The following is a 21,732-nucleotide window of genomic DNA, read 5'->3' as shown; positions in this document are numbered from 1 at the left end:
GGCGGGGTGGGTCCGGTTGCGGGGGACGCCGTGAATACGTCCATGCAGGCTCGGTCGCCGCATCCATGCGGCTCACGCCCCCGCAACCGGACCCACCCCGCCTTCGACAGTTGGCCGCGAGCTGTTGGAACGGCACGGGGTCGGATCCCGTTGTGTGGCAACGGGCTCTGACCCCATTTTGTTTATCGATGTTTGACGGGTTCATCCACGCATGGCGTGGATCTACTGCTGTCGTACGCCATTTACTCCGGCGCCAGCTGGTCCATGCGGATGCGGTTGGCGAACAGCGAGAACGCCAGCATGCCGGCCAGGCCGTTGGCGCGGCTGACCCAGTGCGGCAGCCAGCGCGGGGGCTTCAGTACGCCGGCTTCAAACAGTGGTGCGAAGGCGATGGCGTCGGTCAGGCTCATCTTGCCGGCGAACAACCAGCGGCAGACCTGCAGGCGATCCTGAGCCAGCATGTGGCGGAAGAAGGTGTGCACCGACACCAGGCCGCGCAGATACACGGTGTCCTTGGTGAAGGCCAGGCCGCCGCTGGGCGGTACGCCGCGGAACACGCGCTGGGCCGAGGCGAAACTTTCTTCCGGGTTCTGCCCGGCATCGCAGAAGTAGCGGTAGACCTCGATGAAATCGGCGCCCTCGCGTGCCATTGCAATGGCCTCGGTGCGCAGGCTGATGCGCTTCAATCGTTCGATATCGATGCTGCCGGTGATCTGTTCGGCAAACGTGGCCAGGCCTTCCTGGGTAGCGGTCACCCGTGGCGAGGACAGTCCCAGGCTGGGCAGCACCGGCTGCTCGCGCCCGTTCAAGGCGGTGAGCGAATGCACCAGCGCTTCGTGGTGGAACAGCTGCGCGCGGTCGTAGGCACTGAAGCGCGCGGTGGTGCGCAGGCGGATGCGGGTCGGACCAGCTGCGGCCTTAGACACCAGATCCGGGTCCAGTTGCACCTGGATGATGCGTGATTCGAAGAAGGCGTCCAGATCGTTCTGCAACTGCAGCTGCAGCGCGATGGCCGACACGGGCACCTGTTCTTCCGGGGCCAGCAGTTCGTGGTCCAGTTCCGCGGCGATCTGGATGAAGTGCCGCGCTGCATCGCGCGTGCTGGGGCCGTTGCCCGGCAACGGCTGCTCGGGTGCGCCGAACAACTGCACCGAACAGCGGTCAACGGTGGAGGTGCCCAATCCTTCCAGCAGCTGCGCGGCCAGGTCCCAGCTCTGCGCGGACTGCCGCACGTAGTGCCCCAACGGATGGCTTTCGTCGCACGCGCGGCTGATGGCATCCAGTGCGCGGCGTTCTTCGCTGAAATCCAGCCGTGGGTAATCAACCTGCGGCAGCACCGGTTGGCCGCGTGCCACGCTGGCCAGGAACGGCGCCTGCACGGTGGCCGGCCAACTGGTGAGCCCCAGCAGGCGGATGCCGCCGACAGCCTCGACCAGGCGCGCATCGAGCGCGGCATGGTGGGCCACATCGGGGTCCAGCATTGTGGTGGGTTCCATGGGCGGACTATAGCGCCCTGCCCTTGCTTTGGTAGGTGCCAACCTTGGTTGGCACGCGCCGACCGAGGGCTACGAACAGATTCGTGCCAACCAAGAGCAGGCAGAGGCGGACCCCCGGTAGGTGCCAACCTTGGTTGGCACGCGCCGAAGGCGGGCTGCGGAAACATTCGTGCCAACCAAGGTTGGCACCTACCAGGAGTCGGCAGTTTGCATCCACCAGGAGCAGGCCGTTGCAGTTCATTGCAGGGGTAAGAGCCCGTTGCGGTGCAATGGGATCCGACCCCGCCGCGCGCGATCAGCGCCGGCGCGGTTTGCTGGCCGGGCGGAACTGCTGGCCCCTGCCCTTCTTTCCGCCGCGTTCCTGCGCGGTCTCGGCCTGGCGTACGGCCAGCTTCGCTGCGGCCGCGGCGACTTCTTCCTTCAACTTGAAGTAGTTCAGCAGGCGGCTTTCTTCAATTTCGCCGGCATCGATCGCCGCGCGCACTGCACAGCCCGGTTCCTGCTGGTGCTTGCAGTCATTGAAGCGGCACTGTTCGGCCAGCGCTTCGATATCGGCAAAGCCCCCCTCGGACAGCGTCTCTTCGCCGGTCGGCTTCAGCTCGCGCATGCCGGGCGTATCGATCAGGCAGGCGCCGGTCGGCAGCGGCATCAGCGCGCGGTGGGTGGTGGTGTGGCGGCCGCGCGAATCGTTGGCGCGCACCGCATTGGTCTTCATGCGCTGCTCGCCCAGCAGGGTGTTGGTCAGGGTGGATTTGCCCGCCCCCGACGATCCCACCAGCACCACCGTGCGGCCCGGCCCCAGCCACGGCTGCAGCACGGCCACGCTGTCGGCATCCAGGCCATTGATCGCGTGCAGGGCAATGCCCTGCATTTCCAGTTCTTCCAGCACCGCCAGCGCATCTTCGCTGTATTCGGTCTGGTCGGCCTTGGTCAGCACCACCACCGGTTCGGCACCACCGCCACCGACCAGCAGCAGGTAGCGTTCGATGCGGCGCGGATTGAAGTCGGCATCCAGCCCACAGACGATGAACACCGTATCGATGTTGGCCGCGATCACCTGCTGGTGGTAATGCTCACCGGCGGCACCGCGCTTGATCGCGGTACGCCGCGGCAGCAGGGCGACGATGCGGATGCCGTCCAGCAGCACCCAGTCACCGACCGCCGGTCGTTCATGGCTGGGGAAACGCGGGCGCTGCCATTCCGGCAGCGATTCGGCCTTGATCGACGCGTCCGGGCCATCGGCCACCACGTAGTGGGTGCGATGCTGTTCGATCACCCGCGCCGGGCGGGCCTGCGGGTGCGCGGCCATGGCGGCCTGCCAGTCGGCCTGCTGCGGCGGGCCCGGCCAAGGCCAGCCGATGGTCTGCAGGGCGGTGAAATCGGGGGTCTGGGTCATCGCCGCCATTCTACCCGGCCAGCCCAGCAACGGCGGGGCCTGCACCCTTGCCATGCGCTGCACCAATTCCGGTAGGATGGAAGCCCCATGCCTTACGACGGCCCAGCCCCCATGTCCACCCCCTCGCCCAAGCCCTTGGCCATCCGCGAGCGCCTTTCCGAAGTGCGCTACGAAATCCGCGGAGAACTGGCCCGGCGAGCGCGGGAGCTGGAAGCGCAGGGCCGCAAGCTGATCAAGCTGAACATCGGCAACCCCGGCAACTTTGGTTTCCGTGCGCCCGAGCACCTGCAGCGCGCGATTGCCGATGACATGGGCCGTACCGACCCCTACACCCACCAGCAGGGCCTGCCGGTCGCGCGCGAAGCCATTGCCGCCGCGTATGCGCGCCGCGGTGCGCCCGATGCGCATCCGGACCGCGTGTTCGTCGGCAACGGCGTCAGCGAACTGATCGACCTGTCGCTGCGCGCACTGTTGAACCCGGGTGATGAAGTGCTGGTGCCCTCGCCGGACTACCCGCTGTGGTCGGCCGCGGCCATCCTCAACGACGGCCGCCCGGTGTACTACCGCTGCGCGCCGGAAAACGGCTTCCAGCCCGACCCGACCGAGATCGAGACGCTGGTGTCCTCGCGCACCCGCGCCATCGTGCTGATCAACCCGAACAACCCCAGCGGCGCCAGCTACCCGCGCGAACTGCTGGAGCGCGTGGTCGAGATCGCGCGCCGCCACAACCTGCTGCTGCTGGTCGATGAGATCTACGACCAGATCCTGTACGACGATGCGGTGTTCCAGCCGGTCGCGCCGCTGGCCGGCGATCACCCCTGCCTGACCTTCAGCGGTCTGAGCAAGGTGCACCGTGCCTGTGGCTGGCGCGTGGGCTGGGCCCACCTGAGCGGCGACGATGCGCGCCTGGGCGATTTCCGCGCCGCGCTGGACCTGCTCAGCGCGCTGCGCCTGTGTGCCAACGTGCCGGGCCAGTACGCGATCGACGCGGCGGTGAACGGCCCGGACACCATTTCCGAGCTGTGCGCCCCCGGCGGTCGTCTGTATGAAACCCGGCGTGCGGTGATCGAGGCCTGCGAGGCCAGCGAACACCTGTCGCTGGTTGCGCCGGCCGGCGCGCTGTACGCGTTCCCGGCCGTGGTCGGCGCCGCCGCCAAGGGCTTCGACGACCACACCTTCGCCCTGGACCTGATGAACAACGAAGGCGTGCTGGTGGTACCGGGCTCCAGCTTCAACGTGCCCTACCGCCACCACTTCCGCGTGACCCTGCTGCCGGAAGCCTCGGTGATGCGCGATGTATTCGCACGCATCGACCGGGTGCTGGCCCGCCGCGCCGAGGACGCCACCAAGGTCGTGCCGCTGAAGCCACGCCGTTCGGTGGCCTGAGCCGTGGCGCTGCGTTACCTGGCGCTGGGCGATTCGTACACGATCGGCGAAGCGGTGGACGTTGATGGCCGCTGGCCGCACCAGTTGGCCGCCGCGCTGCGGGCCGAGGGCGTGGCACTGGCCGAACCGCAGACCATCGCGACCACCGGCTGGACCACCGATGAACTGGATGCGGGCATCGATGCGGCCGCGCCGCAGGGTCTGTTTGACTTCGTCAGCCTGCTGATCGGGGTGAACAACCAGTACCGGGGCCGTGCGCTGGACGAGTACCGCGCGCAGTTCCAGGCCCTTCTGCAGCGCGCGATCGGCTTTGCCGGCGGGCGCGCCGAGCGCGTGCTGGTGCTGTCCTTCCCCGATTGGGGCTTCACCCCGTTCGGCGCCGGCAGTGGCCGCGATCTGGCCCAGGTAGCCGCGCAGACCGATGCCTTCAATGCGGCCGCTGCCGCGATCAGCGAAGCCCACGGCGTGGCGTTCGTGGATATCACCGACATCAGCCGAGCGCACGGCCACGACCCGGCGATGATTGCCGATGACGGGCTGCACCCTTCGGCGGCGATGTATGCGCTGTGGAGCGCGCGGGCGCTGCCGTTGGCCACGCGCCTGCTGGCCGGAGCCGGCTGAACCCATGGACGGCACGCCACGGAACGGCACACCGCTGCACTGTTCACCGCTCGATGCCGCGCAGGCACGGGCGATTGCCGAAGCCTTCCGGCCTGCGCAGGCCTGGGGCAACCGCCGCGATTACTATTACACCCGCGGCAAGCTGGGCAGCGATCCGCTCTATGACGGCGTGCTGCAGCACCTGCCCGACGATGGCCAGCCGCTGCTGGACCTGGGCTGCGGGCTGGGCCTGTTCGCCCATGTGCTGCGCCAGCGTGGCCGCCGCGCACCGTATCTGGGCGTGGATGTGGACGCCGCCAAGATCGCCCGTGCGCAGCGCGCCGGCACCGGCCTGGCCGACGTGCAGTTCGATTGTCTGGATGTACAGGCGCCCTTGCCGGCACAACACGGCCACGTGCTGCTGCTGGACGTGCTGCAGTATCTGGATGCGCAGCCGCAGCTGGCGTTGCTGAAGGCCGCCAGCGCGCGCGTGGCCCCCGGCGCGCGATTGCTGCTGCGCACGCCACTGGCCACCGGCGACCGCCGCGACCGCACCACCCGGGTGGCCGACCGGCTGGCCTGGCTGGTGGGCTGGATGGGCACGCGCCCGCGACACTACCCGGACCCGGCGCAGTTGCGCGCCACCCTGGCCGACTGCGGCCTGCAGGTCGGCCAGGTGCGTCCGCTGCATGGGCGCACACCGTTCAACAGCTGGCTGCTGGTGGCCCAGCGCTAGCCGGACCCTGCCCGGCGGATTACCTGCGGGCCGCTGCGCTCGCCGGGCATGGCCCGGCGCTACCGGTCATGCGGCCGGCAGTTCGGCCTTCAGGCCACGCTCGTCCAACACCTGCAGCACCCGTTCGATGATGGCCAGGTTGTGCCCGTGCGCGGCGCCTTCATGCAGCAGCACGATGGCACCGGGCTGCAGATCGGGCAGCAGGCGCGCCAGCACGCCGTCGGGGGTGCAGCCCACGCCGTCGAAGCCGCGCGCGCTCCAGCCCACCCGCACCAGACCCAGCGCCTTCAGCGCGGGGGCCACGAAGGGGTTGGTCATGCCGACCACCGAGCGGTACCAGCGCATGGGCCGGCCGGCGACCGCCTGCAGGGCATGGTGGCAAGCCTCGATCTCGGCCCGCATCGCCGCCGGGCCCAGCCGCCAGAAGCGGGTCTGCGGGTGGGTGTGGCTGTGGTTGCCCAGGTCGTGGCCGCGGCGCAGGATCTCGGCCACCAGGGCCGGATGCGCCAATGCGCGTTCGCCCACCAGGAAGAACGTGGCCTTGGCCTGGTGGCGATCCAGCAGGTCCAGCACGGCCGGGGTCTCGGCGCTGGGGCCATCGTCGATGGTCAACCAGACGCTGTTGCCGGTGGCCGGCAGGCGGTCGAGCACCGGTGCGTAGAAGCGGCTGTTGGGCAGGAACACCGGCACCAGGAACAGCGCGTGGCTGGCCACCATCAACGGCAACCCCCACACCCAGCCGGCCCACGACCACAGCAGGATCACGGCCAGCTGCGACGCCACCAGCCAGGGCAGCCAGCGCCAGGGCCGGGACGGGATGCGATGCAATGTTCCTGCGTTGGTCATGCCCCATGATGCCATGGGGCGTAGAATGAGCGATTCGAATTTCCCGGACCACGACTGCCATGTCCCTCGATCCCGCCCTGCGTTCGCGCATCGAATCCCTCCTCAACGCCAACCGCGTCGTGCTGTTCATGAAGGGCCAGCCGTCCATGCCGCAGTGCGGTTTCTCGGCCAAGGCCGTGGGCGCCCTGCAGGATCTGGGCGTGGATTTTGCCCACGTGAACGTGCTGGCCGACCAGGAGATCCGTGAAGGCATCAAGGCCTACGGCGACTGGCCGACCATCCCGCAGCTGTACATCGACGGCGAACTGGTCGGCGGCAGCGACATCGTGCTGCAGATGGCCGCCAGCGGCGAACTGAGCAGCGTGCTGGGCCTGGCCGCACCGGACCGCACACCACCGCGCATCACCGTCACCCCGGCCGCAGTGGAAATGCTGAAGGGCGCGCTGGCCGATGCGCCCGGTGCCTCGCTGCAGCTGACCATCGATGCACGCTTCCAGCCGAACTTCCAGCTGGCCCCGCATGACGACAGCGCCATCGCCGCCGAATCCAACGGCCTGCGCGTGCAGTTCGACCTGTCCAGCGCGCGCCGCGCCGACGGCATCACCATCGACTGGGTGGACGATATCCGCGGCAAGGGCCTGGCCATCGACAACCCGAACGCGCCCAAGCCGGTGCAGGAAATCAGCGTGCGCGACGCCGACGATCTGGTGCGCGCTGGCAACGTGACCCTGGTGGACGTGCGCCCGGCCGACGAACGCGCGATCGCCGCGGTGGGCGTGCCGTTCAAGAGCTTCGATGGCAACGGCCGTGCCGAGCTGGAAGCCCTGCCCAAGGACACCGCGCTGGCCTTCCTGTGCCACCACGGTGGCCGCAGTGCGCAGGCCGCCGAACAGTTCCGCACCCTGGGCTTCACCAAGGTGTTCAACGTGACCGGCGGCATCGATGCCTGGTCGGACGAAGTGGACAACGGCGTGCCGAAGTACTGATCGGCGCCGGCACGGGGTCAGAGCCCTTTCCTGCGGAAAGGGATCTGACCCTGCCCGGTTGGGGTCGGACCCCTTTCCGCAGGAAAGGGCTCTGGCCCCAGCACAGAAAACGCCGGCATCCGCCGGCGTTTTTTTTGCATCCACGCAGGGCGTGTATCTACCCCGCGAAGCCACCTTCGGCCAGGTAGTCCAGCTCTTCCGGGCTGGGAATGCGCCCCAGCACGGCGTTGCGGTGCGGGAAGCGGCCGAAGCGGCGGATGATGTCGCGGTGCAGTTCGGCGTACTGCAGGTATTCCTTGTCGCCCAACACGTCGAACATGGCCACCGAACGATCCTGGTCGAACGGATCTTCGGAATGTTCGAACGGCAGGTAGATGAAGGCGCGCAGCTTGGGCACCAGCTGCAGGTCCAGGCCTTCTTCGATGGCACGCATGGCGTAGTGCCGGGCCAGGCCATCGGTGGCATAGGAATGGGCGGTACCGCGGAAGCAGTTGCGCGGGAACTGGTCCAGCAGCAGCATCAGCGCCAGCGCGCCTTCGGCACTGCCCAGCCAGTGTTCGCGGCCACGCGCCGCGGCGGCGTAATGCTCGTCCAGGAAGCGTTCGCGGAAACGCGCGTCGAACGCATCGTCGCGCGCGAACCACTTGGCCGGGCCGGCCTCGCTCCAGAATTCCACCACTTGCGCGGCAACGTCCATCACCTACTCCCAGGGCCCCGCGCGCCGCGCCAGGCCGTCATCAATCATTCGTCAAAGCGCAGGTGGCGGACCGACTTGCCGTTGCGCCGGATAAGCTTAAGCGCCTCGATGCCGATCTGGATATGGTTTTCCACGAACTGGGAGCTGACCTTGGCATCGGAGGCCTCGGTTTTCACCCCGTCCGGGATCATCGGCTGGTCGGACACCAGCAGCAGGGCGCCGCTGGGAATGTGGTTGGCGAAGCCGGCGGCGAACACGGTGGCCGTTTCCATGTCGATGGCCATGCAGCGCATGGCCCGCAGCCGTTCCTTGAAGGCCTCGTCGTGTTCCCAGACCCGGCGGTTGGTGGTGTACACCGTGCCGGTCCAGTAGTCGTGGCCCAGGTCGCGGATCATGGTGGACACCGCACGCTGCAGGGCAAAGGCCGGCAAGGCCGGCACTTCCGGCGGCAGGTAGTCGCCCGAGGTGCCTTCGCCACGGATGGCGGCGATCGGCAGCACCAGGTCGCCCAGCGCGTTCTTGCGCTTCAGGCCGCCACACTTGCCCAGGAACAGCACCGCCTTGGGCATCACCGCCGACAGCAGGTCCATGATGATGGCCGCGTTCGGGCTGCCCATGCCGAAGTTGATCAGGGTGATGCCATCGATGGTTGCACTGGCCATGGGCCGGTCCAGGCCGACGATGGGCGCCCCGGTCAGTTCGGAAAAGGTGTGCAGGTAGCCGCCGAAGTTGGTCAGCAGGATGTGCTCGCCAAACTGGTCCAACGGCACGCCGGTATAGCGTGGCAGCCAGTTGTCGACGATTTCCTGTTTGCTCTTCATGCCCGGTCCGGTGCTGCAGGGGGGGCCATTGTAGGCAACGCTGCACCTGCCCTGCCACACAAAGAAAGGGGGCGGCCCTGCGGCCGCCCCCCCTCTAATCTCCCTACGGGAACCGGTGGCTTAGAAGCGCACCGACCAGCGCAGGTTGGCACCGTGGTCGCGGCTTTCGTCGCCGAACTGGCCGCTGTAGCCCAGTTCCAGCTGCTGCTTGGCGGTCAGCCAGGCCGACAGGCCCAGTTCGGCCACCACCGCGCTGTCGGCGATGGGGGCACCGTTGACCACGAAGCTGTCGCCGCCGCTGGCAAAGCCCAGGCGGGCCGCCGGGTTGCGGTCGCCGCTGGCGTGGCGGTAGGCCACCGCACCGCGCACGTGCAGCCAGCTGTCCTGCTGGAACGACGCCTTCAGGCCCTTGTCGAAGCGCACGCCGGCCGTGGCCAGGGTGGTGCGCACGTCATCCACCGAACCCTGCAGGGCCGCGGCACCGCCACGCTCGTTCACGTGCTTGGTGTCCACTTCCACGCGGGCCACCTGCAGGTAGGGCTCCAGGCCGGCCTCGCGGCCGCCGAAGCGGTAGGCCGCTTCGATGAAGGCCTGGCGGGTACGCGCGTCGTAACGGGCGCTCAGGGTGTCGCTGTAGCCGGCGAACGCCAGCTCACGGGTGCTGTCCACCTCGTGTTCGCTCCATGCCAGGCCACCACGCAGGCCGAAACCGCCCCAGTTGTGGCTGGCGTAGGCGCCGAAGTGGGTGTTGTCCACCTTCGACTTGGCACGGCGGCCTTCGCCCTGCTTCACGTCGGTGCGGCCGGTACCGGCCAGCACGCCCACCTGCCAGCCGCCGAACTCGCGGTCGGCACCGACCAGCAGGCCGTTGCTGTTGGCTTCGGTGCGGGCGGTGTTGGTGTTGCCGTCCAGGGTGGTGCTGCCGGCCAGGGCCTGCACCCACACGCCGGTGGCGTCGCCGCCTTCGGCACCCGGTGCAGCGGCACCGGCACGGCGGGCCAGCGCGGCATCACGCACGTAGCGGCTGCTTTCCAGCAGGGCCACGCTGGTGGCGGCGTGCAGTTCGCCGCTCAGGCTGTCCAGTGCACTGCCCACCTGTTCCGGGAACAGCATGGTCAGCGGACGCGGCAGGCCCTGGTTGACCGCCAGGCCGTCGGCCACGGTGGCCACGGCCAGCTGGTTGCCAGTGGTGGCCGAGGTGGCCAGCGCGTTGCCGCGGGTGACTTCAATGCGCGCGCCAGCGGCGGTGTAGGCCAGGCTGAACTGCATGAAGGGCGAGAAGGCGCTGAAATCGGTGGTGGCGAACTGGCCGTTCACGCCGCCGTCGGCCTGGATGAAGTTGAACTGCTCGCCCAGGTAGTAGATGCCCGGCTCCGGCAGCGCCACCAGGGTGCCGCCCAGGGTGGCGGTACCGGTCACGTGCAGCTGGTCGCTGCGGCTGCCCGGGGCCACTTCGGCCTGGTACACGCCGGTGGCGGTCTGCACGTAGTCACCGTTGATGGTGAGCGTACCGATGGAGTTGCCCGGGGCGATGATGCCGGCCACGGTGGTGTCACCCAGCTGGCCCACGCCCTTCAGCGTGCCCTTTTCACCGACGAAGGTGCTGCCGCCGGTCTGCACGCCGTTGAACGACACCACGCCGCCGGTGACGGTCAGGTCCGAGCCGTCCAGCACGCCGGTGGTGGTGATGCGGCTGTTGCCGCCCAGGCTGTTCAGCGCGGTGTTCTGCAGGGTGCCGTTGAGCAGGAAGGTACCGCCGGTCACGTCCACGGCACTGGTCAGCGTGTTCACGCCGTCCAGCTCCAGCACGCCTTCGCGCACCACCGCACCGTTGAAGCTGTTGTCGCCGCTCAGGCGCAGCCAGCCGATGCCGCTCTTGGTCAGCTTGCCGGGGCCGCCGATGTCATTGGTCCAGTCATCCCACGCATCGCCTTCCCACACCTTCAGGCCGCCGGCCTTCTGGTTCATCACCACGTCGGTGTCCACGCGCAGCGAGCCGTAGCCTTCGACGGCCGCGGCCAGGTTCATCAGGCCCCAGCCGTAGACATCGTCCACGCCTTCGGCGCCCAGGTCGGTGGCGGTGGTCAGCAGCACGTCGCGCACCTGCGCGCTGTCCAGGTACGGGAAGCGCTCGAACAGCAGGCCCAGCGCGCCGGTGACGTGCGGGGCGGCCATGGAGGTGCCGCTCAGTTCCTGGTAATCGGACGACGGGGACTGGCTGATGATGTCCACCACCAGGTTGCCGTTGTCGTCGTAGAAATCGCCTTCGATCACCGAGTCGGGACCGTACACGGTCGAGTTGATGTTCGAACCCGGTGCGGCAAGGCACCAGTTCGCGGCCAGACCGCAGCGCATCGAGCGGTTGCTCAGCTCCAGGTCTTCATTGACGTTGACCACGGCCAGCCAGTACGGCTCGATGTCGGCGATGGCGCGCGGCAGCGAGGCATACATGCCGGCGATCGGCGCTTCTTCCGGCGAGGTGTTGGGCGCATCGGTGTTGCCTGCGGCCCAGACCTGGATCAGGCCGCTGCTGCGCGAACCTTCGGCCATCGCGGCCAGACTCGCGGCGAACACCGGGTGCGACTGGTACAGGTCCAGGTCTTCAGCGGTGGTCGGCTCGTTGGCCAGGCCCCAGCTGTGGTTGATCGCGCGCACGCCCTGTTCGTTCATCTGCGCGTACAGCTGCGGGTAGATCGAATCATCGGCCTGGATGGCGGCGATGGTCTGCTCGTCCAGGTACAGGTTGCCGCCGATGTTCACCACCGACAGGTAAGTGGCGCTGTTGGAGAACAGGCGGGCCACGCTCAGGTCGGCGCCGAAGGCCACGCCGTGGGTGCCGTTGCCATCGCGGTTGGCGGCGATGGTGCCCGACACGTGGGTGCCGTGGATGTTGTAGCTCAGGCCTTCGTAGAAGCCGTTGCGTTCCAGCAGCGCGGCGTAGTCCGGATCCAGCACTTGGTAGGACACGGCCACCTGGTCACCGTCACTGGCGAAGCAGGCATCCGGGCCATCCAGCACTTCGCGTGCGCACAGGCTGCCATCGGCCAGCACGTCGGCCAGGTGGATGCTGCGGTGGTCCTTGCCGGCGAACTCGTCGTGGTCCAGGCCGGTGCCGCTGTCGAACACGCCCAGGCGGATGCCGGCGCCGGTCAGGCCGCGTGCGTAGGCCACATCGGCGTTGATCGCCTGCAGGCCCCAGTCACTGTTGAATTCGGTGGTGCGCCAGCTGGCGGCATCACCCGGCTTGCCCATGATGGGTTCCGGATCGACTTCAACGTCGGCGGCAATGATCTTCAGCGACGGCGAAGCGGTGAGGACCGGGGCGGCAAACGCGGCCTGCAGGCTGCGCTGGGCTTGGTAACGCAACAGGGCGTCGGCGTTGCTGTCCTGGGCCAGGGCCGGCAGGGCGGCGGCCATCAGCAGCGAGCCCACGATGGCCGAGGCCAGGGGGGAGGGAAGGATGGAGCGGCGGGAAGCGGTGGAACGATACGACGGGGAGACAGTCATCTGCAGTTACGTCCTTGATTCCATGGAATGTTTCAGGTGCAGCTCCGTCATGGAGCAGTGGAAAGAACACCCTCGCGGCGGATCAGCGCGCGCTAACCCACCGGGTAGTAGCGGCAGGTATCACAAAAAATTAATGCTTGATTCACAATTTCTGTATAGGGAAATTCCTACCCCGCTCTTTTCGGCCCCTGCCCAACGTCACTTGGCAAGTGGCACCGGCGACAGATAGCGTCGCTGGATTCACGTGGGGGTTTGGGGAATCTGCATGGCATCGATGGTGTTGCGCGCCGCTCTGGGGCTGGCGCTGGTTTCGTTGACTTCGGCGCCGGCCGTGGGTGCGTCGCGCTTCGTGGCCGACCCCTACCCCAGCACCTACCGGGCCCAGCCGGGCGCGCCGGTGCTGATCCACAACGCCACCGTGCTGACCGGCACCGGCCAGCGCCTGGACAATGCCGACGTGCTGCTGCGCGATGGCCGCATCGTGGCGGTCGGCCCGCAGCTGCAGGCCGATGCGGGCGTCACCCGCATCGATGCGCAGGGCAAGTGGGTCACCCCCGGCCTGATCGACGTGCATTCGCACCTGGGCGTCTACCCCAGCCCCGGCGTGGGCGCGCACAGCGATGGCAACGAGATGACCGCACCGGTCACCGCCAACGTCTGGGCCGAGCATTCGGTGTGGCCGCAGGACCCCGGCTTCCAAGCCGCGCTGGCCGGTGGCGTGACCAGCATGCAGGTGCTGCCCGGCTCGGCCAATCTGGTGGGCGGGCGCGGCGTGGTGCTGAAGAACGTGCCCGCCACCACCTACCAGGCGATGAAATTCCCCGGCGCGCCGTGGGGGCTGAAGATGGCCTGCGGCGAAAACCCCAAGCGCGTCTACGGCGGCGGCAAGGGCGTGGCCCCCGGCACCCGCATGGGCAACGTGGCCGGCTACCGCGCCGCCTTCATCGATGCCGCCGACTACATCGCCAAGAACAGCCCGAAGCCGGCCAAGCGCAAGGGCTGGTTCGGCAGCGACAAGGGCGACAGCGCTGGTGATGCCGGCGGCAAGCGCGACCTGAAACTGGACACCCTGGCCGGGGCGATCCAGGGCGACATCCGCGTGCACATCCACTGTTACCGCGCCGACGAAATGGCCACCATGCTCGACCTGGCCAAGGAATTCGGTTTCAAGGTCGCGGCCTTCCACCACGGCGTGGAAGCCTACAAGCTGGCCGACCGCCTGGCCGCCGACGGCGTCTGCGGCGCCCTGTGGGCCGACTGGTGGGGCTTCAAGATGGAAGCCTTCGATGGCATTGCCGAGAACATCGCGCTGGTGGACCGGCCGCAGAACAGCTGCGCCATCGTCCATTCCGATTCCCCCGAAGGCATCCAGCGCTTGAACCAGGAAGCGGCCAAAGTCATCGCCGCCGCGCGGCGCGCGCAGATGCCGGCGATCGCCCCCGAACGGGCGATCACCTGGATGACCGCCAATGCGGCCAAGGCACTGGGCATCGAGGGCCAGACCGGCACCCTGGAGGCCGGCAAGATGGCCGACGTGGTGGTGTGGAACGGCAATCCGTTCAGTTCCTATGCCCTGGCCGAACAGGTGTTCATCGATGGGCGGCGCTTGTATGACCGCAGCGTGCCCGAGGCCACGCCACGTTCTGATTTCCAGCTTGGCCAGGAGGTGCGCTGATGGGCATGTTGAACAAGCGTCGCCGGACATGGCCCGGCGCTACCGCCGCGCTGCTGGTGCTGCTGGCCGGTTCGGCGTCGGCGCAGGACCTGCTGGTGCGCAATGCCACGGTGCATACCGCCGGCGCGCGCGGCAGCCTGCAGAACAGCGACGTGCTGGTACAGGGCGGGCTGATCCGCGCGGTCGGGCCGAGTCTGGTTGCACCGGCCGGGGTAACGGTGGTGGAGGCCAATGGCCGCCCGCTGACCCCGGCCCTGTTCGGTGGCATCACCGAGATCGGCATTGAAGAAGTGTCCGGTGAATCGAGCACGGTGGACAGCACGCTGAAGATCGGCGAGCAGCCGCTGCGCCCGGAATTCGACGTCACCCTGGCCTACAACCCGGCCTCGGTGCTGGTGCCGGTGGCACGCCTGGATGGCATCGGCTTCACCGCGCTGGGCGCGCATACCGGCGGCGGCTTCGTGGCCGGCCAGGGCGGCGTGGTGCGGTTGGACGGCAGCGCCGATCCGATCGGCCCACGTGCCTTGTACCTGCGCCTGGGGGCGGCGGCTGCGGAACTGACCGGGCAGTCACGTGCCGCCCAGTGGATGCTGCTGCAGCAGATGGTGGACGAGGCCCGCGGCCAGGTTCCGGCCGATTCGCCGCATGCGCTGCTGACCCCGGCCGGGCGGCGCACGCTGGCCCGCTACCTGGGGGGCCAGGGCCGCATCGTGGTGGAGGTGGACCGCGCCGCCGACATCCGCCAGCTGCTGCGCTGGGCCGCGCGCGAGAAGGTGAAGATCGCCATTGCCGGCGGCGCCGAAGCCTGGCAGCTGGCGCCGGAGCTGGCCGCTGCGCAGGTGCCGGTGTTCGTGGATGCGCTGGGCAACCTGCCCAGCACCTTCGACCAGATCGGCGCCAGCCTGGAAAACGCCGCGCGCCTGCAGCGGGCCGGCGTGCCGGTGGCCTTCGCCCAGCGCGAAGACGCGTCGCACAACGCGCGCAAGATGCGCCAGCTGGCCGGCAATGCAGTGGCCAACGGCCTGCCCTGGGCCGATGGCCTGGCCGGCCTGACCCGGGTGCCGGCGCAGGTGCTGGGCGTGGCCGACCAGATCGGCAGCATCGAACCGGGCAAGCGCGCCGACCTGGTGCTGTGGGAAGGCGATCCGCTGGATGTGGCCCACTATGCCGAACAGGTCTGGCTGGGCGGCCGCACCATGCCCATGCGCTCGCGCCAGACCGAACTGCGTGACCGGTACCTGCAGCGCGCCACCCAGCCCTGACCGACCGAGATAACACCGATGGCCACCCTGCGCTGGTACTTCGACTTCGTTTCGCCCTATTCCTACCTGCATTGGCAGAAGCTGAAGCAGTTGCCGCAGTTCACCCGCATCCAACCGGTGCCGATCGCCTTCGGCGCGATCCTGCACCACCTGGGCAACCTGGGGCCGGCCGAGATTCCGGCCAAACGCCGCTTCATCTACCGCCAGCTGCTGTGGACCGCGCAGGCCGAAGGCACACCACTGCGCTTCCCGCCGGGGCATCCGTTCAACCCGCTGGCCGTGCTGCGCCTGTGCCTGGCCGCCGGCGGCAGTGCGCAGGCGGTGGATGTGCTGTTCGACTGGATCTGGCGCGACGGCAACAGCGCCGACAGCGCCCAGGCCCTGCGCGAACCAGCGCAGCGGCTGGGCGTGGATGACGTGGAAGCCGCCCTGGCCGACCCGGCCATCAAGGAACAGCTGCGCCGCAACACCGACGCGGCCATCGACGCCGGCGTGTTCGGCGTGCCGACCCTGTCCATCGACGGCGAACTGTTCTGGGGCAACGACGCGCACCCGATGATGGCCGCGGTGCTGGCCGACCCCGGCCTGCTGCAGCAACCGGAATGGCAGCACGTGATAACGCTTCCAGTGGCGGTACAGCGCAATCGCTGAACAGGCATGGCGTAATTCCCTCGCGCGCCCGGCTCGGTTTTGAGATAGTTTTCACACTTTCCGAACCTACAACCGCCCTGGAGGGGGAGCCGGATGCGCATCGGAATCGTCGTCGATTCGGCCTGCGACCTGCCGCAGGACTTCATTGCCGCGCACAACATCGTGCTGCTGCCGATCACCGTTCGCATTGGTGAAGCGGTACTGGCCGACCACCGTGATGAGCAGGCCACGCTCAGCTTCCTGCACGCACACGTGGCCGAACACGGGGCCGAAGCGGAAACCATTCCCTTCAGCGTGAACCAGATCCGCGATCTGTTCCTGCAGCAGCTGGTGATCGATTACGACCACGTGTTCTGCATGACCATCACCAAGACCCGCAGCCCGATCCACGACAACGCGCTGCAGGCCAGCTTCGCCATCCTCAACGACTACAAGCCGGTGCGGCAGGCGGCGGGCTTCAATTCGCCCTTCGCGCTGCGCGTGCTGGACACCCAGAACCTGTTCGCCGCGCAGGCGGTCACCGCCATCGAAGCGGTGCGCCTGCGCGACAGCGGCGCCAGCGTGCAGCAGATCCGCGAGCGGCTGGAAGCGCTGGCCGGCAACGTGCATGGCTACATGGTCACCCGCGATCTGTACTACATGCGCGCACGCGCCCGGCACAAGGGCGACCGCAGCGTGGGCCTGATCAGCGCCGCACTGGGCAGCGCACTGGACATCAAGCCGGTGCTGCACGGGTACCGCGGCGAAACCGGCCCGGTGGCCAAGATCAAGGGCTTCGACAATGCGGTGCAGAAGCTGTTCGGCGTGGTCGGCAAGCGCGTCCGTGCCGGCCTGATGACCCCCACGGTATGCGTGAGCTACGGCGGTGAACTGGACGAACTGCGTGCCCTGCCCGGCTATACGGCGCTGAAGGAAACCTGCGCCGCCCACGGCGTGGCCGTGTACGAAGCGGTGATGAGCCTGACCGGCATGGTGAACGTGGGCAAGGGCGCGGTGACGGTGGGCTTTGCCGACGGCCCGCACGCCTTCGATTGACGGGGCGCGCCTACACGCGCATTGCACCGCTGCTGTGCCAGCCTTGCCACCTCTGAAGGAGAACCCTCATGCCTGCGCAGTACCACATCAGCCTGCCCGACCCATCCAAGGCCCGCGGCAACGACCCCGACCTGTCCTTCCATTCGCAGAGCGCCGGCGGTTTCGCCGAAGAACTGCAGGACGCGCTGCGCACGGGCACCCTGTTCGAACGCTGGAAGGCCAAGCAGCCGGATCCCGATGCGGTGGAACCGCAGTGGGGCGTGACCGACCCGGACGCCACGGTGACCGGCGAACAGAAGGACCTGCGCATCAACCTGGTGGCCACCACCCGCATCGACAGCGATGTGTTCAAGCAGCGCCTGCGCCTGCTGGCCGGCCACCATTGGGAACTGCGCGACGTGCGGTAAGCAGCGCACCGCTCTGGTAGGTGCCAACCTTGGTTGGCACTCATCGGAAACGACGGCCAACCAAGGTTGGCCACTACCGGGTTCATGCCCGGCTCTGGCCACGCGCTACCAGCCACCACCCAGCGCGCGGTACAGCTCCACCCGGGCGATGGCGGCCGCGGCCTGGCTGTTGGCCAGCGCAGCCTGGTTGTCCAGCGCGATGCGCTGGGTACTCAACACATCCAGCATATCCACCACGCCGGCCTGGTACTGGCGGCGCGCGGCACCCAGCGCGGTTTCGCTCTGCGCCACCGCCACCTGCAGCTGCGTGGTGCGCTGCTGTTCGGCGGCGTAGCCATCGATGGCATCGTCCACTTCATGCCAGGCCTGCAGCACCGTGCGCTGGAACTGCAGCGCCGATTGCTGTTGCTGCAGGCGGCTGAGCGCCAGATTGGCCTGCAACCGCCCGCCCTGGAAGATCGGTAGGCTGATCGACGGGCCGATGCTGAAGCGGTGGGCATCCCATCCGTCCAGGTCATCAAGCTGTTTTGCCTGGAACCCGGCATCGCCGTTCAAGGTGATGCGCGGCAGGAAGCTGGCTTTGGCCACGCCAATGTTCGCCGTGGCCGCATGCAACGCCGCTTCGGCACGGCGGATGTCCGGGCGGCGTTCGGCCAGTTCACTGGGCAGGCCCACCGCAACGGCAGGCAATGCCGGCCAGTCGGCACGCGCGTCCTGCAGCTGGGTATCCAGCGCCTGCGGCGGCTTGGCCAGCAGCAATGCCAGTGCATTGCGCAGCTGCGACTGGCGGTGCCGCAGCGGGGCGATGCGCGCCTGCAGCGCGGCAACCTGCGCGGCCGCGCTCGACACCTGCAGGGTCGTGGCGACGCCTTGCCGCTGGCGTGCTTCGGTCAGCCGCTGGATGTCGGCGGCAATACCCAGGTTGTGCTCGGTGATCGCCAGCAACTGCGAAGTCGCGCGCAGCTGCAGGTAGCTGCGTGCGGTTTCAGCCAGCAGCGCGATGCGCACCGCATGTGAATCTTCTTCCGCCATCTGCACCCGCGCGTCGGCGGCCTCCACCTGGCGGCGCACGCGGCCCCACAGATCCAGTTCCCAGCTCAGGCCGATGCCGGCCTGGAACAGGCCGTAGTCATCGCGCCCGCCGTTGCCGGAAGGATCGCTCAGGCCCACCTCGCTGTTGCGCGCGCGCACGCCGCTGGCAGTGGCCGCCACCGACGGCAGGCGATCGGCCGCACTGATGCCACGTGCCGCCCGGCTCTGCTGCACGCGATTGGCGGCCAGCTGCAGATCCAGGTTGGACTGCAACACATGCTGTGCCAGCTGTCCCAACAGTGGATCATCGAAGCCTGCCCACCAGGCCGCGTCATCGTCGATGGCCGTGCTGGCCACCGCCTCGCCCTGCCACTGCGCCGGCAGCGCAGCCTGCGGGCGTACGAAATCCGGGCCCATCGTGCAGGCCGCCAGTGCCACGCACAGCGACGCGCTGGCCAGAGCCTGCATCACCTTGCGCACGCTCATGCGCCCTCCCCGCCCTGCAGGTCCACGCGGGCTTCGACCGACATGCCGGCACGCAGCTGGTCCAGCAACGGCTGGCCCGGTTCCAGCACGATCTTCACCGGAATGCGCTGCACCACCTTGGTGAAGTTGCCGGTAGCGTTCTCCGGTGCCACCGCAGCGAACGTCACTCCGGTGGCGGGCGCGATGCTGTCGACGTGGCCACGCAGCGAGGTACCGGGAAACACATCCACGGTCAGTTCCACCGGCTGCCCCGCGCGCATGCGGGTCATCTGCGTTTCCTGGAAATTGGCGACCACGAAGGCACGCTGCAGCGGCACCACCGCCGCCACCGCAGTGCCTGGGGTCAGGTAGGCACCCACGCGTACCGCACGCCGACCGACCACGCCATCGATCGGGGCCCTCAGCTCGGTATGCGAAAGGTCCAGCTCGGCACGGGCCTGCGCCGCTTCGGCACGCTGTACCGCCGCCTGCGCAGACTGCACGCCTGCGGCCAGGATGTCGGTGCGCTGGCGGGCGGTGCTCAACGCGGCCTGGCCCTGCTGCAGGTGGGCACGGGCCACGGCCTGCTTCGACTGCGCCTGCTGCGCGTTCTGCACCGTACCGGCGCCGTCGCTGGCCAGTGCGCGGTAACGCTGCTGGTCGGCACGGGCCAGGGTCAGTTCGGATTGACTGACATCCACGCTGGCCCGCGCCTGTTCGATCAGCGAGCCCTGCTGGGCGAGCGCCGCTTGCGCATTGGCCAGCTGTGCACGCGCATTGGCCAGGTCGGCGCGTGCGGCCTGCAGTGCCACTTGGTAGTCGCGGTCATCGATGCGGGCCAGCACGTCGCCGGCCTTCACTGTCTGGTTGTCCTGCACCTCGACGCTGCTGACAAAGCCGGCCACTTTCGGCGCAACCACGGTGAAATCCGCATTGACATAGGCGTTGTCGGTGCGCTGGTAGCGGCCATCGCGCAGCAGCAGCCAGCCGCCGATGGCCAGGGCCAGCACGCCCAGCGCCAGGCCGGTGTTGAGGGTTGTCTTGTTGACGGTCATGGAGGGTTCCTTGCGAAAGGGGGTCAGGCCACGGCACGTGGCGGATGGACACGGGTGGCCCACGGCAGCAGCGGCAGGCAGCCCAGGGCCACCAGCGCGACCAGCCAGTACAGGTCCGCCGAGGTCAGTGCCTGCACCTGGGCGTGCAGGCGCGCGGGCAGATCGGCACTGGCCGGCAACCACGGCTGGTTGCCCAGGTGGTCGACCAGGGCGGTGGAATGGAGGTGGCGGCGAGACTGCCCGACCGCATCGAGCACGCCCCCGGCGAACACCGCAGAGAAGCCTTTGACGGTGTTGAACCAGGCCGAGGCATACGGGCCGTCCTGCGGCGCCAGGCCGGTGGTGGCCAGCAGCAGCAACGGCAGCACCGCCATCGGCTGCGCCACCACCTGCAGCAGCTGCACCCACAGGAAGTTGTCGCGGTTCCATTGCACGTCCAGCTGCGCGCCCAGCAGGCACGCCACTGCCAGCAGCAGCAATCCGGCCGCCTGCACCCAGCGGCAATCCACCGCACGCTGGTTCATCAGGGTGGCCACCAGCGGCAATGCGAGCGCCTGTGGCAGCGCCACCCACAGCAACATCGGTGCCGTCTGCAGCGGACGGTAGCCCTGCACGCTGGCTAGGAAGCTTGACGGGATGGAGATGACCGCCAGCAGCACGAACAGCACGCCCATGCAGGTCACCAGCGCATAGCTGAGGTTGCGATGGGCCAGCAACTGCAGCTTGAAGAACGGAAGCGGGTGGAACCATTCGTTGATGAAGAACAGCACCAGCAGGCCCGCGCCGCCGCCCAGCAACGCGATGATCAGCGGCGAATCGAACCAGCCCAGGCGCGCGCCCTGGGTCAGGCCCAGCACCAGCATCACCAGCGCCGGAAACCCAAGGGCCAGGCCCACGCCGTTGAACTGGGCAAAGCGTTCCAGCCGCAGCGGGTCCTGCGGCAGGCCCCAGCCCACCATCAGCATGCCGGCCACGCAGAACGGCACGATCTGCCAGAACGCGAACTGCCACCCCGCATGCTCGACCCACAGCGCCGCCAGGGGCGTGCCCATGCTGGGCCCGAACGTTGCGGTGAGCGCATAGCCGGCCAGGCCGTACAGCTTGATGCCCGGCGGCAGGAAGCGCAGCGCCACGCTCATCAGCAGCGGCGGCAGCGCACCGCCGGCCAGGCCCTGCAGCGCGCGCAGCAGCAGGAAGCTTGGCAGGTTCGGCGCCAGCGGGCACAACACGCCCAGCAGCATGAAGGCCGCGATCATCACCAGGCCGAAGCGGCGCAGCGAGAAGGTCACCGCGCACCACGGTGCGAACGCCATGGCGCTGACCGACATGGCGCTGTAGATGCCGGTGATCCAGTTGCCTTCATCCACGCTGAAACCCATCGCACCGCGGATGTCGGCCAGTGCGACCTTGGTGACGTTTTCGTTGAAGCCCGACAGCAGCACGACCAGCAGTACGCCGCACAGGCCCACCACGATGCGGCGATCGAAGGCGGCGGGAACGGGCGCGACGGGCGTGCTGGGCAAGGTGACCGCGCTCATCGGCGCGGCTCGATCCGTGCAGCGCACGGCAGGTGAAGCGACATGGCGTGCGCTCCGTGAAGGTGGGGAGCGCAGTCTAGGCAGGCCCACTACTGCGAAAAATGGTGTGGGTGCGATGCCAGTCGTGCGTACAACGCACGG

Annotated in this window: 18 protein-coding genes; 9 read left to right on the top strand and 9 right to left on the bottom strand. The window is 68.4% G+C overall.

The annotated features are described in order from the left end of the window. Positions 1–242: 242 nt before the first annotated feature. Positions 243–1,496, bottom strand: a complete 1,254-nt coding sequence (locus G4G00_RS07075; RefSeq protein ID WP_108754107.1) for a flavohemoglobin expression-modulating QEGLA motif protein — start codon at positions 1,494–1,496, stop codon at positions 243–245. 295 nt (positions 1,497–1,791) lie between these two features. Then, entirely contained in the window at positions 1,792–2,892 is a 1,101-nt protein-coding gene (gene rsgA, locus G4G00_RS07070; protein WP_205515529.1) for a ribosome small subunit-dependent GTPase A, read from the bottom strand. Between the two features lie 111 nt (positions 2,893–3,003). Here rsgA and G4G00_RS07065 point away from each other — a divergent pair, with 111 nt between their 5' ends. From G4G00_RS07065 to G4G00_RS07055, 3 genes are read left to right on the top strand one after another with little or no spacing between them, the layout of a single operon-like run. Beyond that, on the top strand, positions 3,004–4,278 hold the full coding sequence (locus tag G4G00_RS07065; RefSeq protein ID WP_026347275.1) for a pyridoxal phosphate-dependent aminotransferase: 1,275 nt from the start codon (positions 3,004–3,006) through the stop codon (positions 4,276–4,278). Between the two features lie 3 nt (positions 4,279–4,281). Beyond that, positions 4,282–4,899 carry an SGNH/GDSL hydrolase family protein gene (locus G4G00_RS07060; protein ID WP_164272116.1) on the top strand — a complete coding sequence of 206 codons (618 nt, stop codon included), beginning with the start codon at positions 4,282–4,284 and terminating at the stop codon, positions 4,897–4,899. A 4-nt stretch (positions 4,900–4,903) separates the two neighbouring features. Then, positions 4,904–5,614 carry a methyltransferase domain-containing protein gene (locus G4G00_RS07055; protein WP_164272113.1) on the top strand — a complete coding sequence of 237 codons (711 nt, stop codon included), beginning with the start codon at positions 4,904–4,906 and terminating at the stop codon, positions 5,612–5,614. 66 nt (positions 5,615–5,680) lie between these two features. Here the strand turns inward: G4G00_RS07055 and G4G00_RS07050 are convergent, their stop codons facing one another. Then, a complete protein-coding gene (locus G4G00_RS07050; protein WP_164272111.1) occupies positions 5,681–6,460 on the bottom strand; it encodes a polysaccharide deacetylase family protein in 780 nt (259 codons plus the stop codon). A 59-nt stretch (positions 6,461–6,519) separates the two neighbouring features. On the opposite strand from G4G00_RS07050, the gene grxD reads away from it, so the two are divergent. After that, entirely contained in the window at positions 6,520–7,446 is a 927-nt protein-coding gene (gene grxD, locus G4G00_RS07045) for a Grx4 family monothiol glutaredoxin (protein ID WP_108754112.1), read from the top strand. A gap of 157 nt (positions 7,447–7,603) precedes the next feature. Here the strand turns inward: grxD and G4G00_RS07040 are convergent, their stop codons facing one another. From G4G00_RS07040 to G4G00_RS07030, 3 genes are all read right to left on the bottom strand, one after another. After that, complete coding sequence (locus G4G00_RS07040; RefSeq protein WP_108750569.1) at positions 7,604–8,143, bottom strand: DUF924 family protein; 540 nt, start codon at positions 8,141–8,143, stop codon at positions 7,604–7,606. A 44-nt stretch (positions 8,144–8,187) separates the two neighbouring features. Beyond that, a complete protein-coding gene (locus G4G00_RS07035; RefSeq protein WP_108754113.1) occupies positions 8,188–8,964 on the bottom strand; it encodes an AMP nucleosidase in 777 nt (258 codons plus the stop codon). Positions 8,965–9,084: 120 nt separating this feature from the next. Then, positions 9,085–12,471 (bottom strand): autotransporter serine protease, encoded by a 3,387-nt coding sequence (locus G4G00_RS07030; RefSeq protein WP_164272108.1) that lies wholly within the window; start codon positions 12,469–12,471, stop codon positions 9,085–9,087. A gap of 265 nt (positions 12,472–12,736) precedes the next feature. Between G4G00_RS07030 and G4G00_RS07025 the strand changes: the two genes are divergently transcribed. The 5 genes from G4G00_RS07025 (at position 12,737) to G4G00_RS07005 (ending at position 17,501) form a co-directional block, all read left to right on the top strand. Then, positions 12,737–14,146 carry an amidohydrolase gene (locus G4G00_RS07025; protein ID WP_108754115.1) on the top strand — a complete coding sequence of 470 codons (1,410 nt, stop codon included), beginning with the start codon at positions 12,737–12,739 and terminating at the stop codon, positions 14,144–14,146. Beyond that, positions 14,146–15,408: an amidohydrolase family protein gene (locus G4G00_RS07020; RefSeq protein ID WP_164272105.1), complete on the top strand. Its 1,263-nt coding sequence runs from the start codon at positions 14,146–14,148 to the stop codon at positions 15,406–15,408. Before G4G00_RS07025 ends, G4G00_RS07020 begins: the two co-directional genes overlap by 1 nt. An 18-nt stretch (positions 15,409–15,426) precedes the next feature. Continuing rightward, positions 15,427–16,059, top strand: a complete 633-nt coding sequence (locus tag G4G00_RS07015; RefSeq protein ID WP_108757129.1) for a 2-hydroxychromene-2-carboxylate isomerase — start codon at positions 15,427–15,429, stop codon at positions 16,057–16,059. A gap of 93 nt (positions 16,060–16,152) precedes the next feature. Continuing rightward, positions 16,153–17,094: a DegV family protein gene (locus G4G00_RS07010; protein ID WP_164272102.1), complete on the top strand. Its 942-nt coding sequence runs from the start codon at positions 16,153–16,155 to the stop codon at positions 17,092–17,094. 68 nt (positions 17,095–17,162) lie between these two features. Beyond that, positions 17,163–17,501, top strand: coding sequence for a hypothetical protein (locus G4G00_RS07005; protein WP_108757130.1), 339 nt, complete (start codon positions 17,163–17,165; stop codon positions 17,499–17,501). A 105-nt stretch (positions 17,502–17,606) separates the two neighbouring features. Here the strand turns inward: G4G00_RS07005 and G4G00_RS07000 are convergent, their stop codons facing one another. Genes G4G00_RS07000 through G4G00_RS06990 form a run of 3 tightly spaced genes read right to left on the bottom strand, consistent with a single transcriptional unit; the run spans position 17,607 to position 21,591 of the window. Next, complete coding sequence (locus tag G4G00_RS07000) at positions 17,607–19,019, bottom strand: efflux transporter outer membrane subunit (RefSeq protein WP_164272099.1); 1,413 nt, start codon at positions 19,017–19,019, stop codon at positions 17,607–17,609. Continuing rightward, positions 19,016–20,053 (bottom strand): HlyD family secretion protein, encoded by a 1,038-nt coding sequence (locus G4G00_RS06995; RefSeq protein WP_108754120.1) that lies wholly within the window; start codon positions 20,051–20,053, stop codon positions 19,016–19,018. Before G4G00_RS06995 ends, G4G00_RS07000 begins: the two co-directional genes overlap by 4 nt. Positions 20,054–20,076: 23 nt before the next feature. Then, positions 20,077–21,591 carry an MFS transporter gene (locus G4G00_RS06990; RefSeq protein ID WP_164272096.1) on the bottom strand — a complete coding sequence of 505 codons (1,515 nt, stop codon included), beginning with the start codon at positions 21,589–21,591 and terminating at the stop codon, positions 20,077–20,079. Positions 21,592–21,732 lie beyond the last annotated feature (141 nt).

The sequence above is a fragment of the Stenotrophomonas sp. B1-1 genome, from assembly GCF_010894375.1.
Lineage (GTDB): Bacteria > Pseudomonadota > Gammaproteobacteria > Xanthomonadales > Xanthomonadaceae > Stenotrophomonas.
The sequence above is the reverse complement of the archived record's forward strand: the minus strand, read 5'-3'. Positions and strand labels throughout refer to the sequence as shown.

What these genes read in the sequence shown, in the direction of transcription:
- G4G00_RS07075 (WP_108754107.1), bottom strand. Translation starts at nt 1,496, where the DNA reads ATGGAACCCACCACAATGCTGGACCCCGATGTGGCCCACCATGCCGCG.
- rsgA (WP_205515529.1), bottom strand. Translation starts at nt 2,892, where the DNA reads ATGACCCAGACCCCCGATTTCACCGCCCTGCAGACCATCGGCTGGCCT.
- G4G00_RS07065 (WP_026347275.1), top strand. Translation starts at nt 3,004, where the DNA reads ATGTCCACCCCCTCGCCCAAGCCCTTGGCCATCCGCGAGCGCCTTTCC.
- G4G00_RS07055 (WP_164272113.1), top strand. Translation starts at nt 4,904, where the DNA reads ATGGACGGCACGCCACGGAACGGCACACCGCTGCACTGTTCACCGCTC.
- G4G00_RS07050 (WP_164272111.1), bottom strand. Translation starts at nt 6,460, where the DNA reads ATGACCAACGCAGGAACATTGCATCGCATCCCGTCCCGGCCCTGGCGC.
- grxD (WP_108754112.1), top strand. Translation starts at nt 6,520, where the DNA reads ATGTCCCTCGATCCCGCCCTGCGTTCGCGCATCGAATCCCTCCTCAAC.
- G4G00_RS07040 (WP_108750569.1), bottom strand. Translation starts at nt 8,143, where the DNA reads ATGGACGTTGCCGCGCAAGTGGTGGAATTCTGGAGCGAGGCCGGCCCG.
- G4G00_RS07035 (WP_108754113.1), bottom strand. Translation starts at nt 8,964, where the DNA reads ATGAAGAGCAAACAGGAAATCGTCGACAACTGGCTGCCACGCTATACC.
- G4G00_RS07030 (WP_164272108.1), bottom strand. Translation starts at nt 12,471, where the DNA reads ATGACTGTCTCCCCGTCGTATCGTTCCACCGCTTCCCGCCGCTCCATC.
- G4G00_RS07025 (WP_108754115.1), top strand. Translation starts at nt 12,737, where the DNA reads ATGGCATCGATGGTGTTGCGCGCCGCTCTGGGGCTGGCGCTGGTTTCG.
- G4G00_RS07020 (WP_164272105.1), top strand. Translation starts at nt 14,146, where the DNA reads ATGGGCATGTTGAACAAGCGTCGCCGGACATGGCCCGGCGCTACCGCC.
- G4G00_RS07015 (WP_108757129.1), top strand. Translation starts at nt 15,427, where the DNA reads ATGGCCACCCTGCGCTGGTACTTCGACTTCGTTTCGCCCTATTCCTAC.
- G4G00_RS07010 (WP_164272102.1), top strand. Translation starts at nt 16,153, where the DNA reads ATGCGCATCGGAATCGTCGTCGATTCGGCCTGCGACCTGCCGCAGGAC.
- G4G00_RS07005 (WP_108757130.1), top strand. Translation starts at nt 17,163, where the DNA reads ATGCCTGCGCAGTACCACATCAGCCTGCCCGACCCATCCAAGGCCCGC.
- G4G00_RS07000 (WP_164272099.1), bottom strand. Translation starts at nt 19,019, where the DNA reads ATGAGCGTGCGCAAGGTGATGCAGGCTCTGGCCAGCGCGTCGCTGTGC.
- G4G00_RS06995 (WP_108754120.1), bottom strand. Translation starts at nt 20,053, where the DNA reads ATGACCGTCAACAAGACAACCCTCAACACCGGCCTGGCGCTGGGCGTG.
- G4G00_RS06990 (WP_164272096.1), bottom strand. Translation starts at nt 21,591, where the DNA reads ATGAGCGCGGTCACCTTGCCCAGCACGCCCGTCGCGCCCGTTCCCGCC.